The sequence below is a fragment of the Actinomadura sp. NBRC 104425 genome (assembly GCF_030269545.1).
GTDB classification, from domain to species: Bacteria; Actinomycetota; Actinomycetes; order Streptosporangiales; family Streptosporangiaceae; genus Spirillospora; species Spirillospora keratinilytica.
Genome location: NZ_BSTN01000007.1, coordinates 166,129 through 191,482, shown reverse-complemented (window position 1 = coordinate 191,482; position 25,354 = coordinate 166,129). Strand labels below are relative to the sequence as shown.

At 69.3% G+C, this 25,354-nt stretch carries 18 protein-coding genes, 1 tRNA gene and 3 pseudogenes; 9 read left to right on the top strand and 13 right to left on the bottom strand.

Annotated features, from left to right (window positions below):
- Positions 1 to 4: 4 nt before the first annotated feature.
- The 4 genes from QSK22_RS13780 to QSK22_RS13765 all read right to left on the bottom strand — a co-directional run bounded on the left by QSK22_RS13780 (position 5) and on the right by QSK22_RS13765 (position 3,566).
- Complete coding sequence (locus QSK22_RS13780; protein ID WP_285494510.1) at positions 5 to 574, bottom strand: flavoprotein; 570 nt, start codon at positions 572 to 574, stop codon at positions 5 to 7.
- Positions 571 to 1,623 (bottom strand): XRE family transcriptional regulator, encoded by a 1,053-nt coding sequence (locus QSK22_RS13775; RefSeq protein WP_285494508.1) that lies wholly within the window; start codon positions 1,621 to 1,623, stop codon positions 571 to 573. The genes QSK22_RS13780 and QSK22_RS13775 overlap by 4 nt, the downstream gene beginning before the upstream one ends.
- A gap of 315 nt (positions 1,624 to 1,938) precedes the next feature.
- Positions 1,939 to 2,664 (bottom strand): creatininase family protein, encoded by a 726-nt coding sequence (locus QSK22_RS13770; protein WP_285494507.1) that lies wholly within the window; start codon positions 2,662 to 2,664, stop codon positions 1,939 to 1,941.
- Positions 2,661 to 3,566: an NsdA family TPR-like regulatory protein gene (locus QSK22_RS13765; protein ID WP_502872307.1), complete on the bottom strand. Its 906-nt coding sequence runs from the start codon at positions 3,564 to 3,566 to the stop codon at positions 2,661 to 2,663. Before QSK22_RS13765 ends, QSK22_RS13770 begins: the two co-directional genes overlap by 4 nt.
- On the opposite strand from QSK22_RS13765, the gene QSK22_RS13760 reads away from it, so the two are divergent.
- Both QSK22_RS13760 and QSK22_RS13755 read left to right on the top strand, forming a co-directional pair.
- A complete protein-coding gene (locus tag QSK22_RS13760) occupies positions 3,523 to 3,882 on the top strand; it encodes a hypothetical protein (RefSeq protein ID WP_285494505.1) in 360 nt (119 codons plus the stop codon). The genes QSK22_RS13765 and QSK22_RS13760 overlap by 44 nt on opposite strands.
- 501 nt (positions 3,883 to 4,383) lie before the next feature.
- Positions 4,384 to 4,812, top strand: a complete 429-nt coding sequence (locus tag QSK22_RS13755) for a hypothetical protein (RefSeq protein ID WP_285494504.1) — start codon at positions 4,384 to 4,386, stop codon at positions 4,810 to 4,812.
- A gap of 901 nt (positions 4,813 to 5,713) precedes the next feature.
- On the opposite strand, the gene QSK22_RS13750 is transcribed toward QSK22_RS13755, so the two are convergent.
- The 4 genes from QSK22_RS13750 to gyrB form a co-directional block, all read right to left on the bottom strand.
- Positions 5,714 to 5,790, bottom strand: a tRNA-Ile gene (locus tag QSK22_RS13750).
- Positions 5,791 to 5,883: 93 nt separating this feature from the next.
- Positions 5,884 to 6,768 (bottom strand): DUF3566 domain-containing protein, encoded by an 885-nt coding sequence (locus QSK22_RS13745; RefSeq protein ID WP_285494503.1) that lies wholly within the window; start codon positions 6,766 to 6,768, stop codon positions 5,884 to 5,886.
- A gap of 30 nt (positions 6,769 to 6,798) precedes the next feature.
- Positions 6,799 to 9,312, bottom strand: coding sequence for a DNA gyrase subunit A (gene gyrA, locus QSK22_RS13740; protein WP_285494502.1), 2,514 nt, complete (start codon positions 9,310 to 9,312; stop codon positions 6,799 to 6,801).
- Between the two features lie 304 nt (positions 9,313 to 9,616).
- Positions 9,617 to 11,554: a DNA topoisomerase (ATP-hydrolyzing) subunit B gene (gene gyrB / locus QSK22_RS13735; RefSeq protein WP_285494501.1), complete on the bottom strand. Its 1,938-nt coding sequence runs from the start codon at positions 11,552 to 11,554 to the stop codon at positions 9,617 to 9,619.
- Between the two features lie 1,251 nt (positions 11,555 to 12,805).
- Here gyrB and QSK22_RS34005 point away from each other — a divergent pair.
- Positions 12,806 to 13,393 (top strand): annotated as a pseudogene (locus tag QSK22_RS34005) (transposase); the annotation flags it as partial.
- A 137-nt stretch (positions 13,394 to 13,530) separates the two neighbouring features.
- On the opposite strand, the gene QSK22_RS13725 reads toward QSK22_RS34005, so the two are convergent.
- From QSK22_RS13725 to dnaA, 5 genes are all read right to left on the bottom strand, one after another.
- Positions 13,531 to 14,100, bottom strand: coding sequence for a DciA family protein (locus QSK22_RS13725; RefSeq protein WP_352231447.1), 570 nt, complete (start codon positions 14,098 to 14,100; stop codon positions 13,531 to 13,533).
- A 43-nt stretch (positions 14,101 to 14,143) separates the two neighbouring features.
- On the bottom strand, positions 14,144 to 15,268 hold the full coding sequence (recF, locus tag QSK22_RS13720) for a DNA replication/repair protein RecF (protein ID WP_285494500.1): 1,125 nt from the start codon (positions 15,266 to 15,268) through the stop codon (positions 14,144 to 14,146).
- A gap of 121 nt (positions 15,269 to 15,389) precedes the next feature.
- Complete coding sequence (gene gnd / locus QSK22_RS13715; protein ID WP_285494499.1) at positions 15,390 to 16,310, bottom strand: phosphogluconate dehydrogenase (NAD(+)-dependent, decarboxylating); 921 nt, start codon at positions 16,308 to 16,310, stop codon at positions 15,390 to 15,392.
- Positions 16,311 to 16,830: 520 nt separating this feature from the next.
- Positions 16,831 to 17,958: a DNA polymerase III subunit beta gene (gene dnaN, locus QSK22_RS13710; protein ID WP_285494498.1), complete on the bottom strand. Its 1,128-nt coding sequence runs from the start codon at positions 17,956 to 17,958 to the stop codon at positions 16,831 to 16,833.
- Positions 17,959 to 18,599: 641 nt separating this feature from the next.
- Complete coding sequence (dnaA, locus tag QSK22_RS13705) at positions 18,600 to 20,594, bottom strand: chromosomal replication initiator protein DnaA (protein ID WP_285494497.1); 1,995 nt, start codon at positions 20,592 to 20,594, stop codon at positions 18,600 to 18,602.
- An 825-nt stretch (positions 20,595 to 21,419) separates the two neighbouring features.
- Between dnaA and QSK22_RS13700 the strand changes: the two are divergent.
- From QSK22_RS13700 to yidC, 6 genes and pseudogenes are all read left to right on the top strand, one after another.
- Positions 21,420 to 21,804, top strand: a pseudogene (locus QSK22_RS13700) (helix-turn-helix domain-containing protein); the annotation flags it as partial.
- Between the two features lie 75 nt (positions 21,805 to 21,879).
- Positions 21,880 to 22,110, top strand: a complete 231-nt coding sequence (locus tag QSK22_RS13695; protein WP_285494496.1) for a hypothetical protein — start codon at positions 21,880 to 21,882, stop codon at positions 22,108 to 22,110.
- Between the two features lie 1,270 nt (positions 22,111 to 23,380).
- Positions 23,381 to 23,518 carry a 50S ribosomal protein L34 gene (rpmH, locus tag QSK22_RS13690; RefSeq protein ID WP_285494495.1) on the top strand — a complete coding sequence of 46 codons (138 nt, stop codon included), beginning with the start codon at positions 23,381 to 23,383 and terminating at the stop codon, positions 23,516 to 23,518.
- Between the two features lie 18 nt (positions 23,519 to 23,536).
- Positions 23,537 to 23,905, top strand: a complete 369-nt coding sequence (gene rnpA / locus QSK22_RS13685; RefSeq protein ID WP_285494494.1) for a ribonuclease P protein component — start codon at positions 23,537 to 23,539, stop codon at positions 23,903 to 23,905.
- A pseudogene (yidD, locus tag QSK22_RS13680) lies at positions 23,902 to 24,246 on the top strand (membrane protein insertion efficiency factor YidD); the annotation flags it as partial. The gene rnpA and the pseudogene yidD, both read left to right, overlap by 4 nt.
- A 79-nt stretch (positions 24,247 to 24,325) precedes the next feature.
- Positions 24,326 to 25,330: a membrane protein insertase YidC gene (gene yidC, locus QSK22_RS13675; RefSeq protein WP_285494492.1), complete on the top strand. Its 1,005-nt coding sequence runs from the start codon at positions 24,326 to 24,328 to the stop codon at positions 25,328 to 25,330.
- Positions 25,331 to 25,354 lie beyond the last annotated feature (24 nt).

Here is a 25,354-nt window from a genome sequence, read left to right as displayed (position 1 = left end):
CATGTCAGCTGTTGGAGTCCACTTGCACGTCTTGCAGCCTTTCGACCTCGCTGATGGCGAGAGACCAAGGGTAAGTGGCGAGATACTTGCCGCCTGTGCCAGGCGCGTGGGGTTCGAACTCGCCGGGGCCGAGGAGGATGCGGACGCCTTCGGCGCGGAGGTCGGAAACGCTGCGTTGGAAGGGGCCGCGGCCGGCGAGGGCGGTGTTGACGAACGGCAGGACCACCACGGGAATGCCCAGCCCCGGGGCTTCGGCGAGGATGCCCAGCGCGTAGGTGTCGCTGATGCCCGCGGCCCACTTGTTGATGGTGTTGTAGGTCGCCGGAGCGACGATGATGGCGTCCGCCTTGGGCGAGCGGGGTTCGCCCGGCCTGCGGTACTCGCTGCGCACTGGGAAGCCGGTCTGCGCCTCCAAGGCGGGAACGTCGATGAAGCCCAAAGCCGACGGCGTGGCGATGACCCGAACGTCCCAACCCCGCTGCTGGGCCAGCGTGACAAGCTTCCCGACATCGCCGGCGGGTCCGGCAGCACACACGATGACGTAGAGGACTGGGCGGCGGTCGGTCTCGGTCACAGGCGCACCCCGATCTGTGCGGCGAATGCCCGAAGGTTCCGCCTGGTGCTGGGCGGGGCGCTGGTCATGAGTTCGCGCATCATGCGGTGGTTGGAGGGGCGTTGCGAGATCTCTTCGGGGGCGATGCTGTAGGCGAGGCGCAGCATGTCATAGGCCTTGTCGTGCTTGCCCCAGTGGGTGAGGGCGCGGGAGGTGTCGATAAGGAGGATCGCCTTGCGCTCGGTCAGGGGGATGCGATCGAGGTTGATCCGGCGGGCCTGTTGAAGGGCGGTTCCGGCATCGCCTACCTGAAGGGCGATGTTGACGCGGTGGAGTTGGACGTTGGTCGGGCCGAACGCGGTCCAGCGGTGGTTGAAGTCTCCGCCGAGTTGTCGAGCGGCGTTCTCGGCCTCGTCCAGGAGGGTGGCGGCGGTGTCCCGGTCAGCGCGCCGACCGGCGGCGACGGCTCCACGCAGCAGAAGGGCGCCGTACACCGACAGGAAGGCGGGCGTTTTGTCGTCGGCGTCGCGGTAAATGCGCTCGGCGAACGTGCTCGCGGTCCGAATGGCGGCGCCGTGGTGTCCGCCGTGCATCAGGGCGTGGGTGACGATACGGGCGCTGGAGCCGATGATCGTCAGGTCTTGGCTGTTGCGTGCGGCCTGCATGCTGCGATCGGCGGCGAGCCAGGCTAGCCCTTCCTGGTCGAGCTTGAGCAGGATGCTCGCCGCGACGTGGTGCGCCTCGGCCGACAGTGCCTCGGCCTTGAGACGGGCGTCTCCCTCGTGGGACTCGCATGCGGCACGCAGGTCGACCAGGAGGCGCGGCAGGGAGTCGATGACGACGCAATAGCGGCAGTCCTGGTAGTTGCGCTTGGCCGCCGCTACGGCGTTGGTCAACCTGGTCAGGTCGACCGTGTTTTGGCTGGGTGGGGTGCCGATATCGGCATAGCCCGCCAGCGCGGCCGCGAACGCGTCGATGCCTTTGAGCGGGGCGTCGTCGCCAGGTACGTCGGCGAGGATCGCGTTGAACACACCGGCTCCGGCGATCTTGTGGAACGTCCGCCTTCGCACGGGCTCCCCTTCCTGCTGGACGTCGGGATCTACGTCCAGGGAAACCAGTAATCCGGCTGCGTCCAAGACCGCGTGCCCGTCTTGCCGTGTGATGGTGGTCGCGTTGCTCCTCGGGGTTGTGCTCGACTCGAAGGTACGTGGCGCCAAGCCCAAGGTCATGCGGGCGGCGTCGGAGGTGTGCGGCGCGCGGCCTTTTCGCCCCGACGTCCGGAGACCGGCGCCCACGCCGCACGCTCCGGGCGGCGTGGGCGCGGGGCGGGTGCGGCGGCGCGAGCGGCGCCGCCCTTGATCCCTGAAAACGGGATTCGGCATTGTTCATGGGCGGGGCGGTGCGTTGTCGAGCAGACGCAGAACTTCGGCGAAGCTCTGGACGAGTGAGCCGAGCACAGCCTTGCCCTTCTCGGCGGTGCCGAGCGATGGACGACCGATGACTCCGCTCTCGGTGTAGGCCTGCATGCCTGCGGTCAGGAGATGGCGGCGGTCATTTGCCATGTGATCGGCGGATTCGTAGCCGCGCCGTACCAGGTCCGGAGTCACATGCAAGAGGATCGACGTCTCGATCTCACCTGCGTGCATGTCTTCGCTGATGGACGTGACCAACTCTCCGGCCTTGCGGGCGTCGTTCCAATCCTCCCGCTGCGGGAACAGTGCCATGCGATGCCCCTTGGCGTTCGCCTCCTGGACGACGTTGCTGAGCACATAGTTGCCGCCGTGCCCGTTGACAACTGCCATGGCGAACGGGCCAGAGCGGGTTACGGACTCGTACACGTCGTTGATCACAGAGAAAAGAGTTTGGGCTGAGATGCTGGTGGTTCCTGCCCATGCACTGTGTTCATGCGAGCAGGAAAGTGTTATGGGTGGAAGCAAAAGCACGGGGTATGCGTCCGCCAATTCTCGGGCGATAGCGCATGCTACGACGGTATCTGTGATCAGTGGTAGATAGTCGCCATGTTGTTCGAAACTTCCGACCGGAAGAACGGCCACGTTTGCGTTACGGCGCTGCTCGTCGGTTGCCGTGGCCGTGGGCAGGAGATGGTTCACGGTGCTCCCTCCGATCGGGACGGCGGTGATGCGGGGGCCTCAACAGTGAGATCGAGCCTCCGAATCAAGTCTGCCACCTCGGGGTCACGCGACCATCTGCCCATCTTGTTCCTCGCGCGCCTGAGCTGGGCAAGCACCCTCGGTGAACCTAGCGACTGGGTAAGGGGCAACACCTCGTGGACAACCTTGCACGCCTCTTCCGGCTCGTCGGCCGCGGCATAGGCAGTGGCGAGTCTGGCCAGACAGAGTGCGTGGTCTCGGATCTGGGTGGAGCCTTGGAGTTGCGCTCTGCTCTCCTCGAAGATTGGAAGCGCTGCGCTCGGCTTGCCGAGCATGGTCCATGCTCCGCCGGACTCCATTTCTACGTATGCGGGAGTGCAGTAGCGAGCGCGGTCGTCCTCCTCTTGATCCAACCCGTCGGCAGCTTGGGACAGCGCTTCCTCTGAATCGTGTTCGAAGTCTCGCCGGTTCCGCAGCATGGCGTTCACATTCGCGCGTTGCCGTAGTATGACGGCTCGCAAGCGCGGTGTGAGCATGTCCTCATTTTTGAGGGCAGACTCGGCGAGACTCAAGGCGAGTTCGGGATCACGTGCATCCGTCGAGATATTGCTCTTGCGCATGAGAATGTATGATGTAACGCACGGATCTCCAAGTTCTGTCGCATAATCTTGGGCTCTGTTCGTCCAGTACATCGCGGCTTCAAAGTCACCCGCGTCCTGGTAGAGCCACCCACAGAATTCCAGGAATTCACTTCCGAAGTTCAGGGCTTCTATGCGGTCGGCACCTCGGCTCGTGTGGCATATCCGCTCGATGACGGGGATCTGACTGTGGACGGCGGGGAGCAAGAACAGTGGACCCATGACCGCGTCGGCCTGGATGTGCGCGTTGAGTACTTTTCGCAAACCGGCAACAACCAGGGGACTGGGCTTCTTCGGAAGCCTGACAGGCGGGAGTGCCGGGACGGTCGGCGACGTCTGCGGGGCTTCTGCTGAGGTGTTGCGGGGGGGCCAGACCGAAGCGCATGCGTGCATGGTCGGGCATGTTCAGACCGTCGGCGATGCGCTCGAACAGTTCCAGCTTCTCTATGGGGCCGCCCTTGTCGCGCATGAGGCCGTTGACGCGCGGCTGGCCAATGGTGGTGACGGCGGCGATGCGGTTCTGGCTCGCCCCCGCGTACCGCTTCGCGAGACGGAAGAGGGCGCCCACGTCACGCGTTGAAAGGATCTTGTCTGCCTCCGGCGTGCGCCAGACCCAGTCTGGTAGGTGGATCGGCTCAAAAGCTGATCCGGGCATCCCCCACAATCCCCCTTTGCGGTTATTTGCCCAGTTCTACGCGCGGCTTCATGGATGCCGGGGAGCCTATATCCATTCGTTGGATTACTCCAGGATCTCGAAGTACCCCCTGTTGATCTTGATTCTTGGTGTGCATGAGCGATGCGCGAACGGCTGGGTGTTCCCGGTGTGGGGGGCGGGGCTGGATGTTGCTTCACCCCCGCCGGGTGGTGCTGGTGGGGCCGCCCAGCACGGATGACGGGCCTCGGCGGTCTCCGTGTCTGGGGTCTGCACCGACGCGTAAGACGCGGGTGGCCTGATGAGCGGCGGGACCGGCGGCGCGATGCGGTTGGTAGGCGGCGACCTGGTGACCCCCCGGCCTGGCCGCATAAGTGGCCGTGTCGCAGTACGGGCCGGCGGTCCCGCTCCGGGGGTGTGGGAGGCGACATGAACGAGGTGACCAACAGTCAGCCTGTGGACGACTCCGACACGCGGCCGTTGGCTGAGCGGGTGACCGCGATGTCGTCGGCGCTGGTGTCGGCGCTGGACGCGCGGGGCCTGGTGGGCAGGGTGCTCGCACTGGGTGTCGTGCTGACAATCAACCCCGCCGGGGACCCTGAGGGCGATGATCCCCGCACGCGGGTGATGAGTCCGGGTCTGCGGCAGGAGGTGCGGTGCCTCCCCAATCCCGATGACGGCGGGGTGCTGTGGTGGTACTGGGCGTGGGCGGGGCCGACGCGGCAGTCTCCCCCGGACCTGGAACCGCTGTGCCCGGCGGCCGATGCCGCACTGGCGGCCGACAGGATCGCGAAAGTCCTGGAGGTGCCCTCCGCCGCTGACGCGGCGTCACACGGTGGGCCGCGTGATGACGGGTGAGCAGCCATGCCGGATGGCGCCGTCCGATGCGGACGGGTGGCTGCTGGCAGGTATCAGGCGGGACTTCCCAGAGATACCGGCGTGGTACGGGAAGGCGACAGGTTCCTGGTGGGCGATGGTCCCGATCGGGGCCCGGTGGCGGCTGGTGGAAGCGGTCGACCCGGCTGAACTGCGAAGGGCGATCCTGAACCCGGCGGGCTGGCCGTGGCCTCGCAACTGGAGAACGCTGCCGGAGACCGCACCGGGCATGTCGGCGCACACGCCGCGCAGCATGTCGTCGTGACGCCGGCGTGTCCGGTGCCGTGCCCGAGGTTGTGCACCGAGGGTGGGTGGTCAGCTCACCCGGGCCGTGGTCACAACGGAAGCGGGGCGGAAGGGCCTGACCATTTCGTCGATCGTCTGAGAAGTGTTCGTCGGCCTGGCTGGGCAGCTAATGCAGGACACGCGCGGGGCGGGCGGGAATGGGGAAACTGGCCTGGTCTTGTCTGCGCGGACGGGCTGTCCCCTCGAACCGCGCAACTTGGCTCGCGCCTTTGAGCGCATCTGTACTCGCGCGGGACTTCGGCAATCCGACTGCACGATCTCCGGCACGCTAAGCGACGCACGTCGTCACGGCACCGGTGCCGCCCGCCGGGGAAGCGGATCGCCGATCACGTTCGCGAACGCGCCGTCGCGGCCGCCGCCCCCTGGTGCACGCACTCCATCCGCTTCCTGTCGCCCTTGCCGAGATCCTCGGTCACCTGCGCGACGTTGGAGGTCTGGGCGCACGGTGGCAACGAGGGTCACCGCTCGAGGCTCGGCAAGGCCGCCGGGGAATTGTTCGGGACGGCGGAAAGCTGAGTCGTTGCTGTCACCGTTGCTGTCAAAAGCCCCCGTCGGGATTCCGGCGGGGGCTCTGAGCTGGTGGGCGTACGTGGACTTGAACCACGGACCTCATCCTTATCAGGGATGCGCTCTAACCGACTGAGCTATACGCCCGAGTGGGGGTACGCCGTCCGTGCGGCGTACCGAGAGACTACCCCATCGCGCGGCGCGACCGGTAATCAGTTCGGCGGACGGCGGACCCCGACGCTACTCGGCCTCCTTCAGGGTGACCTCCACGCCTCCCACCAAGTCGGCCACCAGGTTGTAGATGACCGAGCCGACCGTGGACAGGGCGGTGACCAGCAGCACGTTCAGCGCGCCCACCAGTAGCGTGTAGGTGAAGATGCGGGCGAAGGAGAACCAGCTGCCAGCGTCCAGGCCGCCGCTCGTCTCGCCCTGCTGGCGGGTCAGGTCGTTGACCGTGTCGCTGATCGCCGAGAACACGCCCAGGCCGGACAGGATCACGTACAGGACGACCACCGCGACCAGCAGGACGATGAAGCAGACCAGCGACATCATGAAGCTGAACTTCATGACCGACCACGGTTCGAGGCGGGCCAGCTGCAGCTGGGCCTTGCGGGTCGGGCGGCCCGACGCGGACGGCGCCGACGCGGCAGGCGCCGCGGGCGCGCCGGCCTGCGGCGCCCCGGGCGCACCGGGAGCGGCAGGCGCCGCCCCCTGCGGGGCGCCAGGCGTCGCCCCGGCACCGGCCACCGGCGTGGCGGCCGGGCCCGTGCCGGGGCCCTGGCGGTCCTTGACGGCGGTTCCGGTGAAGCCCGAGCCCGCGGGACGGCCGGCCGGCTGGTCGGTCTTCGGACCGCCCGGCTCGGCGGCGGGCTTGCCCCAGCCGTCGACGGTCGTGTCGTCCGTGACCGGCGCGATCTTGGTGTCGTCTTTGGTGGCGCGCAGGTCCGGCCGGGTCTCGTCGGACACCGGGGTGTCGGGGATGTTCACTTTCGCCTCGTCGCGATCGGGCCGGGCCGAAGCGGCCGAGGTCTTCTTGCCGCCCCCGGACGCCGAAGAGGAGCCGGACGAAGAGCCGGGGGAGGAGCCGGACGCCTTTCCCTTGCTCTTACCGGGCTGGGTGCTCACGTCTCCTCCTGGGCTGCGGGCCTACGGACGTCACTCACTCTCGCTCTCCTCGCCGCCGTTTCCGGCGTCCGAGTCCTCCATGGACTCTACGTTCCGCGCGATCGCGACGACGCTGTCCCCGTCGGCGAGGTTCATGAGGCGCACGCCCATGGTCTGCCGCCCCGACTGCTTGACCTCGGCCGCGCTGGTACGGATAACGCCACCGTTGGAGGTCATGGCGAACACTTCGTCGTCCGGGCCGACCATCAGAGCGCCGACCAACCTCCCGCGCGTCTGCACGATCTTAGCGGTGAGAACGCCCTTCCCCCCACGACCTTGGACAGGGTATTGGCCCACGGGAGTGCGCTTGGCGTAGCCGCCTTCGGTGGCCACCAGCACGTCCTGCGTGTCGTCCTGGACGACCAGCATGTTGAGGACCTCGTGGTCGCCGTCGAACCGCATGCCGATGACGCCGCTGGTGGCGCGGCCCATCGGGCGCAGCGACTCGTCGTCGGCGTGGAACCGGATGGCCTGCGCGCCGGTGGAGACCATCAGCAGGTCGTTCTCGGGCCGCACCAGCCGGGCGGAGATCACCTCGTCGCCCTCGGCCAGGTTGATGGCGATGATGCCGCCGCTGCGGGGCGAGTCGAAGTCGCGCAGCGGCGACTTTTTGACCTTGCCCTGCTTGGTGGCCAGCACCAGGTAGGGCGCGACGTCGTAGTCGCGCAGGTCCATGACCTGGGCGATGTGCTCGTCCGGCTGGAAGGCCAGCAGGTTGGCGACGTGCTGGCCGCGCGAGTCGCGGCCGCCGTCGGGCAGTTCGTAGGCCTTCGCCCGGTACACCCGGCCCTTGTTGGTGAAGAACAGGATCCAGTGGTGGGTGGTGGTGATGAAGAACTGGTCGACGATGTCGTCCTGCTTGAGCTGCGCGCCGCGCACGCCCTTGCCGCCCCGCCGCTGCGCGCGGTACAGGTCGGTCTTGGTGCGCTTGGCGTAGCCTCCGCGGGTGATCGTGACGACCACGTCCTCCTCGGCGATCAGGTCCTCGTAGGACACGTCGCCGTCGAAGGGGATGATCTGGGTGCGCCGCTCGTCGCCGTACTTCTCGACGATCGGGGCCAGCTCCTCGCCGACGATCCGGCGCTGCCGCTCGGGCGAGGCGAGGATGTCGTTGTAGTCGGCGATCTCGGCCATGAGCCGGTCGTACTCGTCGGTGATCTGCTGGCGTTCCAGGGCGGCCAGCTTGCGCAGCTGCATGTCCAGGATGGCCTGCGCCTGGACCTCGTCGATCTCCAGCAGGTTCATCAGGCCCTGCTGGGCGTCCTGCGCCGAGGGGGAGCGCCGGATCAGCGCGATGACCTCTTCGATCCGGTCCAGCGCCCGGAGCAGGGCGCGCAGGATGTGGGCGCGTTCCTCGGCCTTGCGCAGCAGGAACCGGGTGCGGCGGACGATGACGTCGATCTGGTGCGCCACCCAGTGCCGGACGAACTGGTCCAAACGCAGCGTGCGCGGCACCCCGTCGACCAGCGCCAGCATGTTGGCGCCGAACGTCTCCTGCAGCTGGGTGTGCTTGTACAGGTTGTTCAGGACGACCTTGGCGACCGCGTCCCGCTTCAGCACGATCACCAGGCGCTGGCCGGTGCGGCCGGACGTCTCGTCGCGGACGTCGGCGACGCCGTCGAGCTTGCCCTCCTTCACCAGCTCGGCGATCTTGAGTGCGAGGTTGTCCGGGTTGACCTGGTAGGGCAGCTCGGTGACGACCAGGCAGGTGCGGCCCTGGATCTCCTCGACGTCGACGACGGCGCGCATGGTGATCGAGCCGCGGCCGGTGCGGTAGGCGTCCTCGATGCCCTTGCGGCCGACGATCAGGCCGCTGGTGGGGAAGTCGGGGCCCTTGATCCGCTCGATGAGCGCTTCGAGCAGCTCCTCGTCGCTTGCGTCGTAGTTGTCCAGGTACCACTGGACGCCGTCGGCGACCTCGCGCAGGTTGTGCGGGGGGATGTTGGTGGCCATCCCGACCGCGATGCCCGCCGACCCGTTGACCAGCAGGTTCGGGTAGCGGGACGGCAGCACGCCCGGCTCGTAGGAGCGACCGTCGTAGTTGGGGGAGAAGTCGACGGTCTCCTTGTCGATGTCGCGCAGCAGCTCCATCGCCAGCGGCGCCATGCGGCACTCGGTGTACCGCATGGCCGCGGCGGGGTCGTTGCCGCGCGAGCCGAAGTTGCCGTTGCCGTCGACGAGCGGGTAGCGCATGGCCCACGGCTGCGCCAGGCGCACCAGCGCGTCGTAGATGGCCGAGTCGCCGTGGGGGTGGTAGTTCCCCATGACGTCGCCGACGACACGGGCGCACTTGAAGTAGCCGCGGTCGGGCCGGTAGCCGCCGTCGTACATCGCGTACAGCACCCGCCGGTGCACCGGCTTGAGCCCGTCGCGGACTTCGGGCAGCGCTCGGGACACGATGACCGACATCGCGTAGTCGAGATAGCTGCGCTGCATCTCGACCTGGATGTCGACCGGCTCGATCCGCTCGGGCCGCCCCCCGCCTTCGGTGGTCACGTCCGTCACTGTCTAAGACCTCTTCTACTGGGTGAAGTACGGTCGGCGGTCGGCCCGCACGCCCGGCCCGCCGCCGACCCGGGGCCGCCTGCCCCCGAGGCTCGTGGCCCCTGTGTCGTCCGTCCGTCCCGGGGCACGCCGCCGCGCGCGCTTGCGTTCGCGGCGGGTCGCGGGGTCTCGCCGCCGCGTGCCATCGCGGACGCCGCATGCGGCACCGCGCCGGGGTCCGGGGCGCCGGCCCGGCCGTGGGCGCGGCCGGGCGCGGGCCCTGGATGCGGACCCGGACGGGACCGGAGGGACGGCGAGGAAACCATCAGATGTCGAGGAAGCGCACGTCCTTGGCGTTGCGCTGGATGAACTCGCGGCGCGGTTCGACGTCCTCGCCCATGAGGACACTGAACAACTCGTCGGCCTGGGCGGCGTCGTCGAGGGTGACCTGGAGCAGGACCCGGTTGTCGGGGTCCATGGTGGTCTCCCACAGCTCGTTGGCGTTCATCTCGCCCAGACCCTTGAAGCGCTGCACCTGGTCGCGGGGGCGGGGGTCGCGCTTGCCGGCGGCGATGCCCGCCTCGATGATCGCGTCGCGTTCCCGGTCGGAATAGGCGTAGTCGACGTCCGTGCCGCGGGCGTCCCACTTGATCTTGTAGAGCGGCGGCTGGGAGAGGTAGACGTGCCCGGCCTCGATGAGCGGCTTCATGAACCGGAACAGCAGCGTCAGCAGCAGCGTGTTGATGTGGTGGCCGTCGACGTCGGCGTCCGACATCAGGATGATCTTGTGGTACCGCAGCTTGGAGATGTCGAACTCGTCGTGCACCCCGGTGCCGAGCGCGGTGATGATCGCCTGGACCTCGTTGTTCTTGAGGATCTTGTCGATCCGCGCCTTCTCGACGTTCAGGATCTTGCCGCGGATCGGCAGGATCGCCTGGTAGTGCGGGTTGCGGCCGCCCTTGGCCGAGCCGCCCGCCGAGTCGCCCTCCACGATGTACAGCTCGGACCGGCCGGGGTCGGTGGACTGGCAGTCGGCCAGCTTGCCCGGCAGCGACGTGCTCTCCAGCAGGCTCTTGCGGCGGGTCAGGTCGCGCGCCTGCCGCGCGGCGATGCGGGCCCGCGCCGCCTGGGTGGCCTTGTTGATGATCTCCTTGGCCTCGCCCGGGTTGCGCTCGAACCAGTCGCGCAGGTGCTCGTGGCAGGCCCTCTGGACGAACGACCGGGCCTCGGTGTTGCCGAGCTTGGTCTTGGTCTGCCCCTCGAACTGCGGGTCGGCCAGCTTGATCGAGATGATCGCGGTGAGGCCCTCGCGGACATCCTCGCCGGTGAGGTTGTCGTCCTTGTCCTTCAGGAGCCTCTGCTCCTTGGCGTACCGGTTGACGATCGCGGTGAGCGCCGCCCGGAAGCCCTCCTCGTGCGTGCCGCCCTCGGCGGTGTTGATCGTGTTGGCGAAGGTGTGCACCGACTCGGCGTACGAGGAGTTCCACTGCATGGCGATCTCGACCGACATGCCTTCGGTGTCGTCGCCGAAGTAGATCACCGAGTCGTGGACGGCGTCCTTCTTGCTGTTGATGTAGCGGACGAAGTCCTCGATGCCGCCCTCGTAGTGGAAGCGGACGACGTGGGGCTCGCCGTTGATGTGGTCGGGCCGCTCGTCCCGCAGCGTGATGGACAGGCCGCGGTTGAGGAAGGCCATCTCCTGCATCCGGCGCGACAGCGTCTCGAAGTTCCACTTGGTGGTCTCGAAGATCTCCGCGTCCGGCCAGAAGGTGATCGTGGTGCCGGTCTCGTCGGTCGGCTCGCCCTTGGCCAGCGGCGCCTCGGCGCCGCGCCAGGTGTAGGCCTGCCGCCACACGTACCCGTCCCGCCTGACCTCGGCCTCCAGCCGGGTGGACAGTGCGTTCACCACCGCCGAGCCGACGCCGTGCAGACCGCCGGAGACCGCGTACGACTTGCCGTCGAACTTGCCTCCCGCGTGCAGGGTGGTGAGCACCAGCTCGATGGCGGGGCGCTTCTCCACCGGGTGCTCGCCCACGGGGATGCCGCGGCCGTTGTCGTAGACGCGGACGCCTCCGTCCGCCAGCAACGTGACCTCGATGGTGTCGGCGTAGCCGGCGAGGGCCTCGTCGACGGAGTTGTCGACGATCTCATAGACGAGATGGTGGAGTCCGCGTTCACCGGTGGTCCCGATGTACATGCCGGGGCGTTTGCGTACCGCCTCCAGCCCTTCGAGGACAGTGATCGAACTAGCGTCGTACGCCAAAGGAGATCCTCCTGCCGGGGACGCTCGCCGTCCCGCGCTCGCGGGGAACGCGGTGTGCCCCGTAACACACGTAAGGGCGCCCTTCTCCAACCCACATCGCGGCGTCCTGGCCCGATCGACCGGCGGCCGATGCGCAGCAGGACCGTTCGCGTGCTCCATACGTCGGAGGGGAGCCGGGCGACCCGTGACGGCGCAGCATCCTGAACCCAACGTCATTCTACCGGCTGGTCTGACAAAAAGAGGCACTCACGGGCGCTGTGTGCGCGTGTGGCGGCCCAACGGGCGAGGAGACACATCCCCCCATTCGGCCGGGGGTGTCATCTGGCCTACGGGGAACTGGCAGCGGATGCGAGTGATGCACGCTCCGAACAGATGTTCGGCCGCGACTTGCGTCCTTCCCATCGACGGTATGCGGCGAGACCGGCTGGTCTTGCCTCCGTCCTGGGCTGGTCCGCCGGACGCTCTCGCCGGCGGCGAGGTCGGACCCGCGACAAGCCGAACCTAGCCCTAGCCACTGACACGCTCGGCCCCTGTTCTGACGTCTCCGGAGCCACCTCTCGTTCACCATCCCGGCCACAGATTCCGCACGCTTTCGCCACACGCCCCCATCCGGCCTTGTGTCCGGGCCCCATTGGGTCCACAAGCAGTGGACGGCGCGGCCCGGGTGGCGCTCCCGCCGCAGTCGATCCACTAACCACCCACGCGCCAAGCGTCCTGCAGCCTCAGTCGGGCCAGCCGCCCCGGTCCAGGGCACACCCCGCCGCCTGACCAGAACCGCCGCAGGGCCCGGGACGGGCCCCACCAGGCGGCCCACCGGCTCTCACGACCACTCCCTCGACCAGCACCAGGCGCCAACCGCTGACGGACCGACACGCCGGCGGTCTACGGCCGGGGAGCGCCGCCTGCGCGCGGCCGCAAGACCCCACAGCCTGCACCAGTACTCGGCGGCCTCCCGCCTGCAGCACGGCCTCGCCGGAGTCCTTCTCCTCGGGCGATTCGCGCGCAACGGCCGTCGGGTCGCTAGGCATGCGTGCACACCTCCGTGTGCATCTGGTGGGACTTCGCGAAGAAGCCCTCCGGATGCAAACAGGCGCAGACGGACGAGCGCCGCCCCGCGCCCGCGGACCACGGGTTGCGTCCACGGAGGTGGTGTACGAGTTGATGCAGGTCAGAGGGCATGGCGTCGTGAAATGAGACGGCCACCGCGTGATCCTTCGAGATACCAAGTCCAAGATCGAAGGAGAGGACGCGATGGCCGATGACACCAGTGTGGACCCTGCGGGCTGGTTTGCCGAGCAGATCGGGGCGTGTGAGCCCGATCTGCTGAGATCGATGGTCAAGACGATGGCCGAAGCGCTCATGTCGGCCGAGGCGGATGCGGTGTGCGGCGCCGGCTACGGGCTGCGCTCGGACGGGCGGGTCAACCGGCGCAACGGCTACCGGCAGCGGGACTGGGACACCCGCGCCGGCACGGTCGAGCTGGCCATTCCCAAGCTGCGCACGGGTCGTACTTCCCCGAGTGGCTGCTGGAGCGGCGCCGCCGGGCCGAGCAGGCCCTGGTGAGCATGGTGGCCACCTCGTATCTGCTGGGGGTGTCGACGCGGCGGGTGGACAGGCTGGTCGAGCAGATGGGCATCCAGGGCATCTGGCAAAAGCCAGGTGTCGGAGTTGTCCAAGGTGCTGGACGCCCAAGTGGCCGCGTTCCGCAACCGGCCGTTGGAGGCCGGGCCGTATGCGTTCGTGTGGCTGGACGCGTTGACGCAGAAGGTGCGTGAGGGCGGCCGGACCGTGAACGTGCACGTGCTGGTCGCCACTCCAGCCACACCCAGCGGAAGCAGGCGCCACCAGGCAGCCCGCCGACTTTCGCAGCCGCCCGGCCACCTCAGCCGGCGCCAAGCGCTGGCGCGCAGCCCCGTGGGTGGTGGGGGTGGGCAACGGCGCGGCCTTGGGCGGCGGTGCCGCGCGCTTCAGTGCGGTCAGCGGACGCGCCAGGCGCCTGGGCGGCGCGGGCCTGAGGACGGCCCCACCACCTTGACGCGGCGTACGGTGCCGTGCCCGAGTTCCTCGTTCAGGCGCCTGACGAGGGTCGCCGACAGCAGGCGCAGTTGGGTCGCCCAGGTTGTGGAGTCGGCGACGACCGTCAATTCACCGTCCTCGAAGCGTTCGGGACGGGTGTGCTCAGCCAGTTCCGGGCCGACGATGCCGGGCCAGTTGCCGAACACCCCGCCGACCGCGGCACGCTGCTCCCACCCCCGATAGGCCAGCAGTTCACGGATGGCCGCGCCGAACGCCTTGGGGTCGCCGCCCCGTCCCGGCTCCCGCAGCCGTACGGGACGTTGCGGCTTGCGCCGGCCGCCCCCCTGTCCCGGCACAGAGCCGCGCTTACGGGCGTCTGCCTTTGCCTGGGCCAGAGCCTGGCGCGCCAGTTCTATCCCCGACTTGGCGGGGGGCATCGGCGGTTCCGGGGGCTGCGCGGGGCTTTCGCCGTCCGGGCGCCGCGCGCCAGGCTCCGCCTGGTTGTGCACATCCTGTGGATGATCGTTCATGTCGGCTCCCCTGAAGGCCGCCGCAGTGCGCCCGGCCGGGACGTCATGCCGGGGTCACCTTGCCGTCGGACACGGCGAACGAGGCGCCGGTCAGCTCGTCCGGGACGTCGGCGGGCACGGCGGCGGTGATGAGGACCTGTTCGGCCGGGGCGACCATCTCGGCCAGGCGGCTGCGGCGGCCGGCGTCGAGCTCGGCGAAGACATCGTCCAAGATCAGGACAGGGTCGTCGCCGTCGGCGCGCAGCAGTTCGTAGGCGGCCAGCCGCAGTCCCAGGGCCAGCGACCAGGACTCGCCGTGGCTGGCGTAGCCGCGCGCGGGCAGGTCCCCCAGCCGGATCAGCAGCTCGTCCCGGTGCGGGCCGACGAGGCTGATGCCGCGTTCCAGTTCCTGGCGGCGTGTCTCGTTCAGCGCCTTGAGCAACGCCTCGGCCAGTTGTGCACGGTCTGTGGACAACTCGACGTCGCCCAAGGAGCACTTGTAGACGAGACCGGCCGCGCCACCGGACGGGGCCAGGGCCTCGTAGGCGCGGGCCATGAACGGGCGCAGCGCGGCGACGAGGTCGAGCCGGGCCGCGAGGAGCTCGGCGCCGGTACGGGCGAGGTGGGAGTCCCACACGTCCAGGGTGGCCAGCACCTCGGGGCCCGGGGCGCGCCGGTGGGCGGCCGCCGATTTCAGCAGGGCGTTGCGTTGCTTGAGGACGCGCTCGTAGTCGGAGCGCACGCCCGCGAACCGGGGCGCGCGGGCCGTCAGCAGCTCGTCCAGGAACCTGCGCCGCTCTCCCGGGTCGCCTTTGACCAGAGCCAGGTCTTCGGGGGCGAACAGGACCGTCCGCAGCATCCCCAGGATCTCTCGCGGCCTGGGGACGGGGGCGCGGTTGAGCCTGGCCCGGTTCGCCTTGCCCGGGTTGATCTCCAGCTCGATCAGGGCCTTGCGGTCGTCCCGTACCACTCCGGCGCGCACGATGGCCCGGGGCGCGCCCTGCCTGACGAGGGGGGCGTCTGTGGCGACGCGGTGGCTGCCGTGGGTGGACACGTAGGCGACGGCTTCCACGAGGTTGGTCTTGCCCTGCCCGTTGGGGCCCACGAACGCGCTGACTCCCGGTTCGAGCGCCACCTCGGCGGAGGCGTACGAACGGAAGTCCTGGAGCGAAAGGTGGGCGACGTGCACGGGACACGAGCGTAGAGCCTCCCGCAAGCCGCGTCCGCCACAGTGTGTCTCCCACAGCCGCCCCATGGTTGTCCACAGCCCTGTGGACAACCATGGGCGCGCGCGGGATACGCCTGGGGATCTAGACGGCGGGCGGCGTCACGTCGGCGCCGGGGGAGTCGGCGCCCTTCGCGCTCTCCACGGCGTGGCCGCCGAACTGGTTGCGCAACGCCGCCACGACCTTCATCGCGGGGGAGTCCTCCTGGCGCGAGGCGAACCGCGCGTACAGCGACGCGGTGATGGCGGGCAGCGGGACGGCGTGGTCGACGGCGGCCTGCACCGTCCACCGGCCCTCGCCGGAGTCCTGGGCGTAGCCGTGGATCTCGTCCAGGTGCGGGTCGTCGGCCAGCGCCCGGTTCATCAGGTCCAGCAGCCAGGACCGGATGACCGTACCCTCCTGCCAGCTGCGGAACGTCTCCGGGACGTTGGTGACGATGTCGCTGGCCTCGATCAGCTCGTAGCCTTCGCCGAAGGCCTGCATCATCGCGTACTCGATGCCGTTGTGGACCATCTTGACGAAGTGCCCGGCGCCGATCCGACCGGCGTGCACGAAGCCGTACTCGCCCTCCGGCTTGAGCGTCTCGAAGATCGGCATCAGCCGCTTCACGTGCTCGTCTTCGCCGCCGACCATCAGGGCGTAGCCGTTCTCCAGCCCCCACACGCCGCCGCTGACGCCGCAGTCGAGGAAGCCGATGCCCTTCTCGCCCAGCTCCGTGCCGTGCCGCTGGTCGTCCACATAGTGCGAGTTGCCGCCGTCGACGACGATGTCCCCGGCCTGCAGCAGTTCCCCCAGCCTGTGGATGGTGTCGTGGGTCGGCTGCCCCGCCGGCACCATCACCCACACCGCCCGCGGCGGGGTGAGGCGTTCGACCAGTTCCTCCAACGACCCGACATCGCTGACGTCGGGGTTGCGGTCGTAGCCGACGATCGTGTGGCCGCCGCGCCGCAGGCGCTCGGCCATGTTCCCGCCCATCTTGCCGAGGCCGATGATCCCCAGCTCCATGCTTCAACTCTCCCTGTCGCGTTCGGCTCGTCCGCCTTCGGCACGCCCAGCCCGCCCCGCACCCGCCCGTCCGCGGACCCCCGAGTCGCGGTGGCCCGCTCCGTCCACAGGCGGTGGACGGCCCTGCGCGGCCCGGGACGTGCTCCCGACGTCGTCCCGTGGCCGCGGCAGGCATCCGACCGGCCCATGCTCGGACCCTTGACGCGGTTCGTCCCGGTATGACCGTGCCCGCATGGCCTGGGCCCAACCCACGGCGGCGTGGTCATCCCGTGCGAACCGCCCGCGCACGACCGTGCGGCGGCCGGGGGGCGCGCCGGTCATGCGAGCGTTGGGGCTCTTCGCGCGTTCTGGCGTGGACTGACTGTTTCGCTGCCCTTTCGGGTGTGAGGCTACGACCGCGGGAGACGGACCGATGCGCCGCCCCCGGCGCCGCACGCGGCCCGACCGGCCGGCGCACCGCTCCGGTACGCCCCGGCGCCGCCGGTCGTGCCGCCCGGACGCGCAGCGGACCGCCCGACGCTCAGCCGGACAGCCGCACCGGCATGATCAGGTACCGGTAGTTGGGGTCGGCGCCCTCCTCCGGCGGCTTGCCGGTGAGCACGGCGGGCTTGGTCGGCGTGGTGAACGACAACCGCGCGACGTCTGAGCCGGTCGCAGACAGCCCGTCCAGCAGGAACCCGGGGTTGAAGGCGATGTCGATGTCCTCGCCCTCCAGCGTGGCCTCCAGCGCCTCCACGGCCTGTGCGTCGTCGCCGGTCCCCGCCTCCAGGATGACCTCGCCCTGCCGGAACGACAGCCGCACCGGCGTGTTGCGCTCGGCCACCAGCGACACGCGCTTGACCGCCTCGATGAACGGGGACGTCTGCACCTCGGCGAGCCCGGCGTACTCGCTCGGCAGCAGCGAGCGGTACTTGACGAAGTCGCCGTCCAGCAGCCGGGACGTGGTGCGGCGGCCGCCGCCCGCGAACCCGATCATCCCCTCGCCGCCGCCGCCCGCGCCGCCGAGCGCGATCGACACCTCGGCGCCCGCGGTCAGCGACTTGGCCGTGTCGGCCAGGGTCTTGGCCGGCACCAGGGCCACCGCCGAGAAGTCCGGCCGCTCGGGCTTCCAGTGCAGCTCCCGCACGGCCAGCCGGTACCGGTCGGTGGAGGCCAGCGTGACGGTCTCGCCCTCGATCTCCACCCGGACGCCGGTGAGCATCGGGATCGTGTCGTCCCGGCCCGCGGCGATGGCGACCTGGCCGACGGCGGCGGCGAACTCGTCGCTGCCCACCGAGCCCGCCGCCGGAGGCATCTCCGGCAGCGTCGGGTAGTCCTCCACCGGCATGGTCGGCAGGGTGAACTTCGCGCTGCCGCAGCGCAGCATCACCTTGGCGCCGTCCGTGCTCACCTCCACAGGCTGTGGAGGCAGGCTGCGCGAGATCTCGGCCAGCAGCCGCCCCGGCACCAGCGCGGTGCCCGGCTCCTCGGTGTCGATGTCGGTGCCGACCTGCGCCGACACCTCGTAGTCGAACGCCGACAGCGTCAGCCGGTCGGCGGCCTGGATGTGCATGCCCGCCAGCACGGGCACCGGGGGCCGGACGGGGAGGGTCCGTGCCGTCCAGGCCACGGCGTCGGCCAGGGCGTCTCTGTCGATGCGGAACTTCACAAGTACCCGCCTCCTGCAGGTTTCGGACTAGGGGTGAGGTGGAAGAGATCGTTCTGACTGCGCGCCCGGGGCTCGGTATCCCCAGGCCCTGAGTTGAGATGAGTTTTCTCTTGGGAAGTACATAGGGAAGTACTCGTCATAGGGGCCGTGGATAGTGTGGACAACCCGCGTTTTCCCAGGTGACGGCGGGGATTTTTGTCCACTGCGGCTGTGTGCGGCGGCTGTGCACAACGGCGCGGCCTGAGGATGAAGCAGTTGTCCCCACACGCCGTCCCCACGTCATCCCCCGGTTGTCCACGGGTTTTCCTCAGGTTGTCCCGGCCCCGCGCGTCCCGGCCGCGTCCGGCGGGCGATCGGACGACGCGCGTCCCCAGGCCGTCCCCAGGAATTCCCCAGGTTGTCCACAGGGTCGTCCCCAGGGGGCCTGCCGGCCGTCCCCAACGATCCCCAATCCGTCCACACATCGTCCTCAGGTTCTCCGCAAGTTATCCCAGGGGTTATCCACGGGAATCCCCAAGGTTTTCCACAGGCTGTGGGTGACGGGGATTCGCGCTGGGGGCTGGTCGTCCGTTTTGCGTCGCCCGCACCGGCCGCCGCGACCCGTCCCCGCCGCGGCTCCAAGGCGCCCGGCGGGCTGCCGGTCAGCGCTGGCGGGCCTGGTGCTTGATCCGCCCCGTCAGCTCTGTGACCTGGTTGTATATCGCGCGACGCTCGGCCATCAGGGCCCGGATCTTGCGCTCGGCGTGCATCACGGTGGTGTGGTCGCGGCCGCCGAACTGCTGTCCGATCTTGGGCAGCGACAGGTCGGTCAGCTCCCGGCACAGGTACATCGCGATCTGCCGGGCGGTCACCAGCATCCGGGAGCGCGACGGTCCACAGAGGTCCTCGATCGTCGTCCCGAAGTACTCCACAGTCTGCGCCATGATCATCGCGGCGGTGATCTCCGGGCCGGTGTCGTTGGGGATCAGGTCCTTCAGGACGATCTCGGCCAGCTTCATGTCCACCGACTGCCGGTTCAGGCTGGCGAACGCCGTCACCCGGATCAGCGCGCCCTCCAGCTCCCGGATGTTCGTGGCGATCTGCGAGGCGATGAACTCCAGCACGTCCGGCGGCACCGCCAGGCCCTCCTGGCGCGCCTTCTTCTGCAAGATCGCGATACGGGTCTCCAGCTCCGGCGGCTGCACGTCGGTGGTCAGCCCCCACTCGAACCGGTTACGCAGCCGGTCCTCCAGCGTCACCAGCTCTTTGGGCGGACGATCACTGGAGATAACGATCTGCTTGCTGGCGTTGTGGAGCGTGTTGAAGGTGTGGAAGAACTCCTCCTGCGTCTGCTCCTTGCCCTCCAGGAACTGGATGTCGTCGACGAGGAGGATGTCCACATCCCGGTAGCGGCGGCGGAACCCGTCGGCCTTGCCGTCCCGGATCGAATTGATGAAGTCGTTGGTGAACTCCTCGGAACTGACATAACGGACACGCGCCCCGTTAAACAGGCTCTGTGCGTAATGTCCGATGGCGTGCAACAGGTGCGTCTTGCCCAGCCCCGAGTCCCCGTAGATGAACAGCGGGTTGTACGCCTTGGCCGGCTGCTCCGCCACGGCCACGGCGGCGGCGTGCGCGAAACGGTTCGAGGAGCCGATGACGAACGTCTCGAACGTGTACTTGGGATTCAGCCGGGCGTGCTCGCCCACACCCCCCGGCGCCGGCCCTGTGTAACCCGCGACGGGACCGTTCGACGGCACCGGCCCACCACCGGGCATGGGACCGTGTCCGGGCCCCGCCTCAGGGGAGGGGGAGCCGGCTTCCCCCAGTGACGGCTGCTCGTCGTCCTGGTAGGGCTGCTCCCCCTGACGCCCGTTCTGCGCCTCCCCGCGCTGCTGCCCCTCCAGGCCCCCGCCGGGACCACGCCGAGGCGCTCCCAGCGTGCGGTCGTTCAGATGCGACGGGGCATGCCCGTGACCGACAGGCCCCGCCTGCGGCCCCTGCCCGTACCCGTCGCCGGGACGCGACCCGCCCCCCGGCCCGGGCCTGCCCTGGCCGGGGTAGCCGCCGTGCTGGCCGTACGGGTAGTGCTGGTCGCGCTGAAGCTCCGGCCCCAACCCGTACGGAACGGGACGCGGCGCGTAGTGCTCGTTGTCACGCTGGGGCCATCCGCGGTCGTCATCCCCAGGCGGGGGATAACCGCCGGGGCCGTTCTGGGGCAGTCCGCCGTACCCCTGCTCCGAATACTCGGAGTAACGGTCGGCCCCCCCGTACGGGCCTCGTTCGGTGTACGGCCCCTCGTTGTAGGACTCGCTCCCGTAGGGCCGCTCGCTGTACGACGGCCCCATCTCGTGGTGCCCCTGGCCCTGTGATTCGGGCTGCGTCCCCTGCGTCGAGGGCGGATCCGGCTGGACGGTCACCGCGACACGGATCTCCCGGCCCAGTTCGTGGGACAACGCCTGCGTGATCAGGCTGCGCAGCCGGGTCTCCAACGCGTCCTTGGCGAACTCGTTGGGCGCGGCCAGCAGCGCCGTCCCCTCGACCAACGCCAGCGGACGGACCATCGGCAACCACGCACGGTAGCTCGCGGGCAGCTCCCCCTCGGACAGCGCAGTGAGGGTGCGGGCCCAGACCGATGCGAGATCTTGACCGTCCATGCGCAAGGTCCCTCCCCAATCTCCGTCACCCGGAGTTACCTACTGCCCAGCAGTCCCGCGCGCGCGAGAACGCCCCAAAGACCACACCCGGCGCTGCGGAAGACCTACTCTCTCACGAGTTGTCCACAGAGTTGTCCACATGCTGTGCATGAGCATGGGGAAAACCCTGTGCATAAGTCACGATGCGCGTGACCGGTCAGGTGTTGATCGGGGAGCGTTTCGCGCCGCGTGAACCCGCGGCATCCTTCAGGAGAGGGGGTACTGGCACACAAGCCGACGGTCGTGCCAGCTCGGTCGAAGACACTAGCGCCCGCCGGGCGACGCTCGCAACACGAGTCCCGCACAGCCCGAGAAATCCACAGCGACACCCCGCCTTGGGGACAGCCTCACGCCGCCCCATCCACAGCCTCCGCCTGCGCACAGAGGGGACCGAGCCCCTCCTCCCGTGCGTGAGGGCATGGCGCCGTAAGAGCGCCCCCTGCTAGGACCTGTTTCGAAGTGTGGTGAGTGCCGGCATGTCGCACGCCCGACGCAGTGAGGCATCGCGGCCACGATCTGCGAACCGGTCGATCAGGCCGGCCACCGGCGCCCGCCCGGCATCCGCGGCGGCCGACCACCCGGGTTCGACGAGCTCGCCGTCCGCTACCAGGCCACCGTCCACATCGCCGCCATCAACGAACGGCTCCGGCCAACTTCGAAACATGCCCTAGGTGTACTGACCATGGACGTTGGTGACGGCGACACAGTCAGATGATCTTGGGATGTGGAGACATCCTGGCGTGGTGTGAGTCGACCAAGATTCGCACCACCCGCCGAGAGGTCCTCATGCCCCACCGTAACCCCGCTGACCGAGCTGGGTCGTCTACGCCTGGCCCGCTGCGTCGTGGACGAACGCTGGTCGCTGCGGCGGGCCGCCGAACGATTCCAGGTCTCGGCCACCACCGCCGAACGCTGGGCCGACCGGTACCGGCGACAGGGCGTAGCGGGCATGGGCGCCCCTCCTAGCGGTCCGCACACCAGCCTCCGGCGCACGCCCCGGCGGATCGAACGGCGGATCATGCGCGCCCGTGTCCGCCACTGGCTTGGCCCTGGCCCGCATCGCCGCCCGCCTGGGCCTGCCCCCTCCACGGTGCACCGCGTCCTGACCCGCTCCGGCTGCCCGCCACTGGCCCATCTGGACCGGGCCACCGGCCGGCCCGTGCGCCGCCTGATCTACCGGACACACCCTTGAGGTATCGCTCCTGGAACCCGGAACGGCCGCGGCTGACGACACGGTGCGCCCGGCGTGCTGAGCCTGGATTCGCGCTCGGCCGATGCACTGCCGACGGTCGTCACGCCCCTGCTGCCGGGCGACCTGCCCGACCAGGGCGCCCTCGTGCTACGCGTGCCGAACCATCCGCTTGACCAGAGCCTGCCCGGCTGGTCCGCGCCACGGGCAGCCGTGCTCGCCCGCCGGGCCGGCCTGGCGACGTCCTTCCGCAAGTCGCCGAGCAGCCCGACTCCGTGGAAACTGTGACGCTGACCGGGCCCACTCGCCGCCTTCCCCGTCACACCGATCCGATCACCGCAATCGGAGCCGACACAAGGAGGCCACCGCCGACCGGTTCACCGCCCCGATGGCGTGGTCATGGGTTTGGACGTGTGCCGGCATCCGGTCTCAAGCCCGGTCCGTGCTCCAGCGGCGGGACCGCTGGTGGAGGGTCTGCCGGTTCGGGCATGTCCCGCCGGTCGGCGCCGGTGCGGCCCCTCTACAAGATCCCGTTGATCACCTGCCGATGGTCCCGTCACCGGCCGCCGAGGCCAGATGTTGACCGGCAGCAGCAGTCCGCCCCAGGCCCAGGCGGCATCGGCCGGCTCGCGTCGGCGAACCATGGCCACCGATCAAGCCACGACCCCAAGATCCAGATCCGCGACAGATCAACACAACCTTGTGGCGGTTGCGGACGGGGGCGCCGTGGCGGGCCGTCCTGGGATGCCACGGGCCCGGGCAGACCCGCCACGGCGGGGTCGACGGTGGCAGGACCGCAAGCGGATCTTATGAAGGCATCTTGTGGCGGTTGCGGACGGGCGCGTCCCCGGCCCGGGACATCCCCGAAACGCCACTGGCCCCGGCAGACCCGGTCCGAGCGGGCACACGCCGACACGAAGACGGCACCCGGGCCCGGCCGCGCGGACACCTGCGGCCACTGACGAGACGGCCGGGAACATGGATGCAGACCGCCGGCACCGGCTCCTCCACCACCCACCATGGCGGGCTGCGTATCAAGCCGTGCCGGGGTATAGGTCTTCTCCTGGCGTGTGCAGTTGCCAGGGGCCCCGGAGGGACGAACAGGGGGGCGGGGGGAAGGTTCGCACCAGGCGGCGCGGGGTGACTGTTGTGCGGAAGCACGGTGGCCTGATGGCGCTTATTCCAAGAGGGTTCAGGTGTGGCCGTCAGTTGCTGGTCAGCGCCCGCCAAGTTCTCCACCCAAGGACAACACCGCCAACCGGGCAGGGGTGGGGGAGAGGGCGGGGCTGCCGCTGCCGTCAGCGGGAATCGTCCGGGCGCCTCAGGATCGGCCCCGTGTGATCAAGTGGACGGCGGGCGGAGGGGGCGTTCCGTTTGACCTGATGGCTCGGTAGCCCGTAACGTGCTGAGGTCGAGTCGCATCGGCGGAGATGACGCGTGCCCGCCGTCGGACCCCCTGGGAACTACGGATGGGCCCCCGGCTGCGGGGGACCAGACGCGGCCCTCGATGCGAGTTTTCGCACCCGAAGACAATCCGACCGCAGCACTGGAGCATCGAGTGAGCAAGCGTACTTACCAGCCGAACAACCGTCGCCGCCACAAGAAGCACGGCTTCCGGCTGCGCATGCGCACCCGTGCGGGGCGTGCCATCCTCGCCGAGCGGCGCCGCAAGGGGCGCGCGCGCATCGCGGTTTGACCGACCCGCACCACGCTCATGCTGCCGTCCGGCAACCGGATGCGGCGGCGGGAGGAATTCACCCTGGCCGTCCGGCGCGGTCGCCGCGCCGGACGGCCGACTGTCGTCGTGCACCTGCTCCGCCAGGACGACGCCGCACCGTCCGGCACCGCCCCGCTCGTGGGGTTCATCGTGGCGCGGACGGTCGGTAACGCGGTCGTGCGCAATCGCGTGCGGCGGCGGCTGCGTCACCTCGTCCGGCCGCACCTCGATCGACTCCCGCAAGGTAGCCTGCTCGTAGTGCGCGCGAACCCCCGCGCGGGGTCGGCGCGCCACGACGAACTGGCCGCGGATCTGAAGTCGGCGCTCGACCGGGTGCTGCGGCCCGCGTCCAAGGGGCGAAAATGACGAGCCAGCCAGGGGGATCGGCCCCTTCGCAGCCGGCGGCCGGGGGAATCAGCCTCGCGGCCCGCGCGCTCGTGTTTCTCATCCGCGCCTACAGACGCTTTCTCAGTCCTCTGCTCGGGCAGCAGTGCCGCTTCTATCCCACCTGTAGCGCGTACGGCCTTGAGGCGCTGCAGACGCATGGAGCCCTGCGCGGCACTTGGCTCACCGTCCGGCGGATAGGGCGGTGCCATCCATTCAACCGCGGCGGCTACGATCCGGTTCCGCCCCCCAAGGGCCGCGCGGCCGCCCCGGAATCCACAGTTCAGGAATCCGAAGGCCCCACGGCCTCCGCCCCCAAGGACGTACCCGAGGTGCCCGCCACGACCTCCTCCGGCCGCGAGCAAAGCGGCCCCGCGCTAGCAGAGCCCAAGGAGCTGCCCGGTGCTTGATTGGCTGTACCAGATAGTCGCTCAGCTCATCGTCTGGATCCACAGCGGTCTGAGCCTTGTCTTCCCCAAGAACAGCGGGTGGGCCTGGGGCGGCGCCATCATCCTGCTGACCGTGTTCTTCCGGATCCTGCTGTTCCCCCTGTTCGTCAAGCAGATCCACGCATCCCGGAAGATGCAGGAGCTGAACCCCAAGGTTCAGGCGCTGCGCAAGAAGTACAAGAACGACAAGCAGCGCCTCAACCAGGAGGTCATGAAGCTCTACCAGGAGAACGGCGCCAACCCGCTGTCGGGCTGCCTGCCGATCCTGGTGCAGATGCCGGTCTTCATCGGCCTCTTCCAGGTGCTGCGGCGGATCTCGGACGCCGAGCCGGGCCAGGGCGTCTTCGCGGTCACCCCGGACCTGGTGCGGAGCGCTCAGGAAGCCAACATCTTCGGCGCGCACATCCCGGACACCTTCCTCAACGCCTGGGGGAACGACCCCAAGACCTGGAGCGCGATCATCGTCACCGGCCTCGCCGTGGTCATCAGCTCCTGCACGACGTTCTTCACCGTCCGGTCCAGCATGCGGCGCGCCAAGATGCAGCAGGGCGCGATGGACGACAACAACCCGATGATGCAGGCGCAGAAGATGATGGTCTTCATGGCGCCGTTCTTCGGCCTGTTCGGGCTCGGCTTCCCCCTCGGTGTGCTGATGTACTGGGTGACGTCCAACAGCTGGACACTCGCGCAGCAGCACTACATCTACAAGCGCTACCCGCAGCAGCCGGCCGGGGCCACCGCCGGCGCGGGCAACGGCGCCGCGGCCGGCAAGGCCGTCAAGGGCGCCGGCAAGACCGGCGGCACCGCGGCGACCGGGGTCGGCGCGGGTAAGAACGCCAAGGGCCGTACCAAGAAGGACGCCGCCGCGTCCACCGACACCGTCCCCAAGCCGAAGGTCGTCCGCAACCAGCCGACCCGCAAGCCGCGTAGCAAGCGCACCGGCAGTCAGAAGCGCTAGGTTGTGAACCCGGTCCATGCCGAA

Bases quoted from the DNA above. Each gene is read 5' to 3' on its own strand.
- gnd (WP_285494499.1), bottom strand. From the start codon at position 16,310: ATGGAGCTGGGGATCATCGGCCTCGGCAAGATGGGCGGGAACATGGCC.
- dnaA (WP_285494497.1), bottom strand. From the start codon at position 20,594: ATGGACGGTCAAGATCTCGCATCGGTCTGGGCCCGCACCCTCACTGCG.
- QSK22_RS13760 (WP_285494505.1), top strand. From the start codon at position 3,523: ATGACCGCGTCGGCCTGGATGTGCGCGTTGAGTACTTTTCGCAAACCG.
- QSK22_RS13725 (WP_352231447.1), bottom strand. From the start codon at position 14,100: ATGAACGATCATCCACAGGATGTGCACAACCAGGCGGAGCCTGGCGCG.
- rnpA (WP_285494494.1), top strand. From the start codon at position 23,537: ATGCTGCCGTCCGGCAACCGGATGCGGCGGCGGGAGGAATTCACCCTG.
- QSK22_RS13755 (WP_285494504.1), top strand. From the start codon at position 4,384: ATGAACGAGGTGACCAACAGTCAGCCTGTGGACGACTCCGACACGCGG.